Source organism: uncultured Microbacterium sp., from assembly GCF_963521645.1.
In the GTDB taxonomy this organism is placed as follows: domain Bacteria; phylum Actinomycetota; class Actinomycetes; order Actinomycetales; family Microbacteriaceae; genus Microbacterium.
Genome location: NZ_CAUQVQ010000115.1, coordinates 1 through 6,091, shown reverse-complemented (window position 1 = coordinate 6,091; position 6,091 = coordinate 1). Strand labels below are relative to the sequence as shown.

The 6,091-nt window shown below is 68.0% G+C and carries 5 protein-coding genes and 1 tRNA gene; 1 reads left to right on the top strand and 5 read right to left on the bottom strand.

Annotated features, from left to right (window positions below):
• Window positions 1-160: 160 nt before the first annotated feature.
• The 5 genes from RWO82_RS14745 to dusB all read right to left on the bottom strand — a co-directional run bounded on the left by RWO82_RS14745 (window position 161) and on the right by dusB (window position 5,550).
• Window positions 161-236: transfer RNA gene (locus tag RWO82_RS14745), tRNA-Asn, on the bottom strand.
• 97 nt (window positions 237-333) lie between these two features.
• Entirely contained in the window at window positions 334-1,107 is a 774-nt protein-coding gene (locus RWO82_RS14740) for an ATP-binding cassette domain-containing protein (RefSeq protein ID WP_314428283.1), read from the bottom strand.
• 36 nt (window positions 1,108-1,143) lie between these two features.
• Entirely contained in the window at window positions 1,144-3,012 is a 1,869-nt protein-coding gene (dnaG, locus tag RWO82_RS14735; protein WP_314428282.1) for a DNA primase, read from the bottom strand.
• On the bottom strand, window positions 3,012-4,406 hold the full coding sequence (locus RWO82_RS14730) for a deoxyguanosinetriphosphate triphosphohydrolase (RefSeq protein WP_314428281.1): 1,395 nt from the start codon (window positions 4,404-4,406) through the stop codon (window positions 3,012-3,014). Before RWO82_RS14730 ends, dnaG begins: the two co-directional genes overlap by 1 nt.
• The gene (gene dusB, locus RWO82_RS14725; protein ID WP_314428280.1) at window positions 4,396-5,550 is read right to left on the bottom strand and encodes a tRNA dihydrouridine synthase DusB; all 1,155 of its coding nucleotides are present in this window, start codon (window positions 5,548-5,550) and stop codon (window positions 4,396-4,398) included. Before dusB ends, RWO82_RS14730 begins: the two co-directional genes overlap by 11 nt.
• Before the next feature lie 59 nt (window positions 5,551-5,609).
• On the opposite strand from dusB, the gene RWO82_RS14720 reads away from it, so the two are divergent.
• The coding region (locus RWO82_RS14720) for a glutathione peroxidase (RefSeq protein WP_314428279.1) at window positions 5,610-6,091 on the top strand (482 nt) is incomplete at its 3' end.

The following is a 6,091-nucleotide window of genomic DNA, read 5'->3' as shown; positions in this document are numbered from 1 at the left end:
CCGCGCGCGGAGCGGACAACCCCACCCAGCCCTGGGCCCCCGCGGGGGGGGGGGGGCCCTTCTCTGTGCCGGCGACGAGGCGTGTCGGGCAGCTCGGTCGCGCCCGACAGAACGCCGAAAAAGGGAAAACCCCCGACCTTCAGTTGAAGATCGGGGGTATTGGCTCCCCGGCTTGGACTCGAACCAAGAACCTGCCGGTTAACAGCCGGCTGCTCTGCCAATTGAGCTACCGAGGAATGTGCTCCGCTGCGCGGGCAACTCGTCAATCCTAGCAAACTCCGACGCGTGGTCGTGACATCGGCGGGACATCGGGCGTGTCGTCGTCAGGCCGGCTCACGGCTGCGAATCGGCCTCCGCGTTGGGTGCCCACAGCAGGTCCTTGCCGACACCTCGAGCGACGACATGACCGGATCGGAGCATCAGAGTCTCTGCGTTGAGCTCGCGGATGAAGTCGGCGTCGTTCGTGACCAGCAGCGCGCCCATCCCCTCATCCTTGCGGCGACGCGTGATCGCGTCGAACACGACGGGCCGCACCTCGAGGTCGAGATTCGCGAGTATCTCATCGGCGATGAGCACCCGCGGTTCGAGGACGAACGACCGAGCGATCGCGACCCGTTGCCGCATGCCCGCGCTGAGCTCGTACGGGAACTTCGCCGCGAGTCCGAGCGGAAGGTGGAGCTCGTCGAGCAGCGTCGCGACACGGATCGAGAGCGCCTTCGTATTGACCCGCTTCTCGCGGATGAGAATCGGCTCGGCGATGACCTCGCTGACGGTCAGCTGGGGCGGCAGATCGGCGCCCGCTCCCTGTGGCACGAATCCGGTGCGGTAGGTCAGCACTCGATGCTTGCGTCCCGGGCGACGCACGTCGACACCGCACACCTGTGCACTCCCGCCCACGACGCGCACGGAGGCGTCCGTCGAGCCGGCGAGAGCGGCCACGAGCGTGGACTTTCCCGAGCCGGTCGGGCCCGCGACGCAGATGAGTCCCCCGGGCGCGAGGGAGAACGTGACTCCGTCGATCGCGCGGGTCGGCCCGCTGTGTCCGATCCGGTCGATCACCAGGTCGGAGCAGTCGATCGCGTTGGTGGATTCGATCCGGGCAGACATGTTCCCATCCTGCACCGCTGAGACAGGCGCGCCTCGTTACGACTCGGTGAAGCGCTGACGCTCGACGTCGATATCGCGCAGTCGCATGCGCAGTGCGCGACCGCCGTCCGAGTCCGCCGGCACGCGCTGCACGGCACCCAGCAGCTCCTGCTTCTCGTGCTCGAGCCCGCGGAGGATCAGGCGGCGGGCGAGATCGGTCGTCGAGGCGACCGCACCCTCTTCATTGCGCGCCGGGAACGGCATCATCAACAGCTCGCCGGCAAGCGAGCGATAGGGCTCACGAACCGCGTTGACCGCTTCCGTCACCCAGCCCGCTCGAGTGCGGTCGGGGGCGGCACGCACCGCTTCGCGCACGGCGTCGAGCCCGGGGGTGCGGAACGGCTGCTCCAGTGCGCGGGCGAGCAGTTCCTGGTCGACCCGGTGCCCGTACTGCAGCGCTCCCATGAGCGCGTCCCGCTCGACCGCGGCGTCGGCGGTGCGCGGGAGGCTCGCCAGAGTGACGGCAGTGACGGCGGATCCGCCGGGCCGGTTCTCGTCACGAGTGCTGTCCTGACGAGACGCCTCCTGCCTTCCGCCCTGAGACGCCATCCGCGCGGCACGCTCGACCTCGCCGTGCACTTCGGTGGGGTCCATTCCGAGACGGCGTGCCAGCACGCGCTCGTAGCCCGGCCGCAGGAGCCGGTCGCGGATCTCGGCGACGATCGGCGCTGCGGCGCGCAGAGCGCCGACGCGCCCCTCCACCGTCGACAGGTCGAAGCCGCCCAGCCTGCGGTCGATGGCGAACTCGAACATCGGCTGCTTGCTGTCCATGAGCGACCGCACGGCGGAGTCGCCGCGCTGCAGCCGCAGGTCGCAGGGATCCAGCCCGTCGGGCGCCACCGCGACGAAGGTCTGCGCGTTGAAGCGGTCGTCCTCGGTGAAGGCACGCAGCGCGGCCTTCTGCCCGGCTTCGTCGCCGTCGAAGGTGAAGACGACTTCACCCGACGCATTGTCATCGCCCATCACACGCCGCAGAACCTTGATGTGATCCGTGCCGAAAGCCGTTCCGCAGGTCGCGATCGCGGTGGTCAACCCGGCCAGGTGGCAGGCCATGACGTCGGTGTATCCCTCGACGACGACGACGCGGCGAGGATCCCCCCGTGCGATGTCGCGCTTGGCGAGGTCGAGGCCGTACAGCACCTGAGCCTTCTTGTAGATGGGCGTCTCAGGCGTGTTGAGGTACTTGGGTCCCTGGTCGTCGTCGAACAGCTTGCGCGCACCGAACCCGATCGTCTGACCCGAGACGTCGCGGATGGGCCACACCAGGCGTCCGCGGAAGCGGTCGTACACTCCCCGCTGCCCCGTCGACACGAGCCCTGCGGTGCTGAGTTCCTCGCGGGTGAAGCCCTGCGCGGTGAGGGCCTTGAGCATGCCGTCCCATCCGCGCGGGGCGAAGCCGACACCGAAATGCGCCGCGGCACCCGCGTCGAAACCGCGCTCTCCGAGAAAACGTCGCCCTGCCTCCGCGTCCGGCGTGAGCAGCTGCCCTCGGAAGAACTCCGCCGCCGCGGTGTTCGCGGCGTAGAGACGGCTGCGTCCGCTCGTCTCCGGGGCGGATCCGCCGTCTTCGTAGTGAAGCGAGTACCCGATACGTCCGGCCAGCCGCTCGACGGCTTCCGTGAAGCTGACGTGGTCCATCTCGCGGAGGAACGAGTAGACGTCGCCGGATTCACCGCATCCGAAGCAGTGGTAATAGCCGACCTGTGGTCGGACATGGAAGCTCGGACTCTTCTCGTCGTGGAACGGGCAGAGCCCCTTGAGGGAGCCGACGCCCGCGGATTTCAGCGCGACGCGCTCTCCGACGATGTCGGCGATGTTCGTGCGGGCCTTGACCTCGTCGACGTCTGCCTGGCGGATGCGGGGCATCAGCCGGCCCCTTCGACGACCGCCTGCCGCGGCGTGTGCACGCGAGCGCCGGGCCGCGCATGCCGCGGGTTCCAGATGCCGACCTCCGCGGGATCGATCTCGCCGACGAGGCGGTTGTGCCAGTCGATGGCACTCTGGTCGGTGAGGCTCGCGATCTGGTCCACGACGACACGCGCCCGCTCCGCATCGGTGGTCGCGGCGAGGAAGTCCGCCGAGAATGCGGGTTCGAGCACGTCGGCTCCGGCCGACCACAGCGCGTCGGTCGACCAGAGCGCATCGGCGAGACGAGTGAGCACGCGTCGCTGCTCCTTGTAGACGCCTTTACGGGCGTCGATCGTCACGATGGCCTGGCCCATGATGCCCTTCAGCACCGCGATCTCGGCTTCGACGACACGAGGGACGACGACGTGCGCGTTGTAGCGCACGAGCGCGGGCCCCGCGTATGCCTCTCGCGTGGCCGAGACAGCGGCCCGGGCGAAGCGTCCGATGAAGTCGCTCGTGAGGTTCTTGAGTCGCGCGAGGTCGTGACGAGACCTGTCGAAAGAGGTCAGCCACATCGGCTGCGACGCAAGTCGATAGAGGGCGTCCGCCAGTTCGTCCCTGGTGAAGTCGTAGCCGACCCACTGCTGGATGCGGTCGATCAGCGAGTCGTGCGCTCGAGGGTCGGAGAGCTGGGCCACGTCGACGTAGCCGTTGACGATCGCATCCTCGAAGTCGTGCACCGAGTATCCGATGTCGTCAGACAGGTCCATGATCTCGGCCTCGATGCAGCGCAGACGCCCCGTCGCCCCCTCGCGCATCCACCGGAAGACGGCCTCGTCCTCGGGGTACACACCGAACTTGAGCCGACCACCGGGATCGGGAACGGGGCTGTCGACGGTCCACGGATATTTGCAGGTCGCGTCGAGACTCGCCCTCGTGAGGTTGAGCCCGACCGACTGTCCGGAATCGTCGATGACCTTGGCCTCGAGGCGGGTCAGGATGCGCAGAGACTGCGCGTTGCCCTCGAATCCTCCGATGTCGGCCGCCCACTCGTTGAGCGCCCGTTCTCCGTTGTGGCCGAAGGGTGGATGACCGAGATCATGGCTCAGGCATGCCGTGTCGACCACATCCGCGGAGACGCCCAGCGCTGTGGCGAGTTCACGGCCGACCTGTGCGACCTCGAGCGAGTGGGTCAGACGATTGCGTGCGAAATCGGCGGTGCTCGCCGGGCTGAGCACCTGCGTCTTCGCGGCCAGGCGACGCAGGGCTGCGGTGTGGAGCACACGGGCGCGGTCTCGGGCGAAATCGTCGCGCTCGGAACGGTGGGTCTCGGCGAAGAAGCGCTCGGCGTCGCGCGGGTCGTAGCCGTCGGCGCGCCGCTGGGACGCGCCCGACTGAGGATCAGCCACCACTGTTCTCGATCTCCGCCCCTCGCATCATCTCCGACGCCGATGCCGCGAGCTCCCGCGACTCCAGCCACTTGTCCGGCAGGGCCGGACGTTTCGGGCGTCCCGACCGACCGCGCTGTCCCTCGGCGTCCGCTCCCGGGTACGGAGCGGAGTGATCGAGCCGTCCGAGCAGTTCATCGATCTCGGCAAGGCTGGATGCGGTCGCGAGTCCGGTGCGGATGTCACCGCCGACCGGATAGCCCTTGAAGTACCACGCGACGTGCTTGCGGACATCCCGGCATCCGCGATCCTCGTCTTCGAAGAACTCGACGAGCAGCTCGGCATGCCGGCGGAAGGCATCGGCCACGAAGCCCAGGGTCGCGTCTACCGGGTGCGCTTCCGCGCCGAACGCCGCGGCCAGCTCGCCGAAGAGCCACGGGCGACCGAGACACCCGCGCCCGACGACCACTCCGTCGCAGTCCGTCTGCTGCATCATGCGCACCGCATCGTCGGCCGACCAGATGTCGCCGTTGCCGAGCACGGGAACGCTCGTCACCGCCTGCTTGAGCTCGCCGATCGCGTTCCAGTCGGCGTGGCCCGAGTAGAACTCGCTCGCCGTGCGGGCGTGCAGGGCGATCGACGCGACACCGGCGTCTTCGGCCGCGCGTCCGGCGTCGAGGAAGGTGAGGTGGTCGGGGTCGATGCCTTTGCGCATCTTGACGGTCAGCGGGATGTCGCCTGCGGCTTTGACAGCCTGCGTGACGATCTGCGAGAACAGCGAGCTCTTCCAGGGCAGCGCCGCTCCCCCGCCCTTGCGTGTCACCTTGGGCACGGGGCAGCCGAAGTTGAGATCGATGTGATCGGCGTGGTCCTCGGCGACGATGATGCGCACGGCCTCGGAGATGGTGTGCGGGTCGACGCCGTACAGCTGGATCGACCGTGGGGTCTCGGACTCGTGGTGGCGGATCAGCCGCATGGTCGTCTCGTTGCGCTCCACCAGCGCGCGGGACGTGATCATCTCGCTGACGTACAGCCCGGCACCGTATTCGCGGCAGAGTCGGCGGAACGCGGTGTTGGTGATACCCGCCATGGGTGCGAGGACGACCGGTACGTCGAGAGCGATCGGACCGATGTTCAGGGTGCGAGCGGATGCAGTGGCGAGAGTCATGTCTCCCCCATTCTCCCAGACATGGAGCGGGTCTCGGCGCATCGACCTAAGCTGTGAATATGACCGATCCCGCAGTCCGCTCCATCCCCTTCCGAGACGCCGACGGCACCGAGAAGACCTTGGACGATCTCGGGGCTGACGTGGTGCTCGTGGTCAACGTCGCCTCGAAGTGCGGGCTCACCCCGCAGTACGAGCAGTTGGAGGAGCTGCAGCGGCTGTACGGCGACCGCGGATTCAGCGTCGTCGGCTTCCCCTGCAACCAGTTCTTCGGCCAGGAGCCGGGCTCTGTCGATCAGATCCTCGAGTTCTGCTCCACCACCTACGGCGTGACGTTCCCGATCACCGACAAGGTGAAGGTCAACGGGAAGAACGCGACCGACCTGTACAAGACGCTCAAGGAGACCCCCGACGCCGCAGGCAAGGCCGGGCGCGTCGAGTGGAACTTCGAGAAGTTCCTCGTGCTGCCCGACGGCGAGGTCGTCCGCTTCCGCCCGAAGCAGAAGCCGAACGACCCCGAGATCGTCGGCGCGATCGAAGCCGC

What these genes read in the sequence shown, in the direction of transcription:
- RWO82_RS14740 (WP_314428283.1), bottom strand. Translation starts at nt 1,107, where the DNA reads ATGTCTGCCCGGATCGAATCCACCAACGCGATCGACTGCTCCGACCTG.
- dnaG (WP_314428282.1), bottom strand. Translation starts at nt 3,012, where the DNA reads ATGCCCCGCATCCGCCAGGCAGACGTCGACGAGGTCAAGGCCCGCACG.
- dusB (WP_314428280.1), bottom strand. Translation starts at nt 5,550, where the DNA reads ATGACTCTCGCCACTGCATCCGCTCGCACCCTGAACATCGGTCCGATC.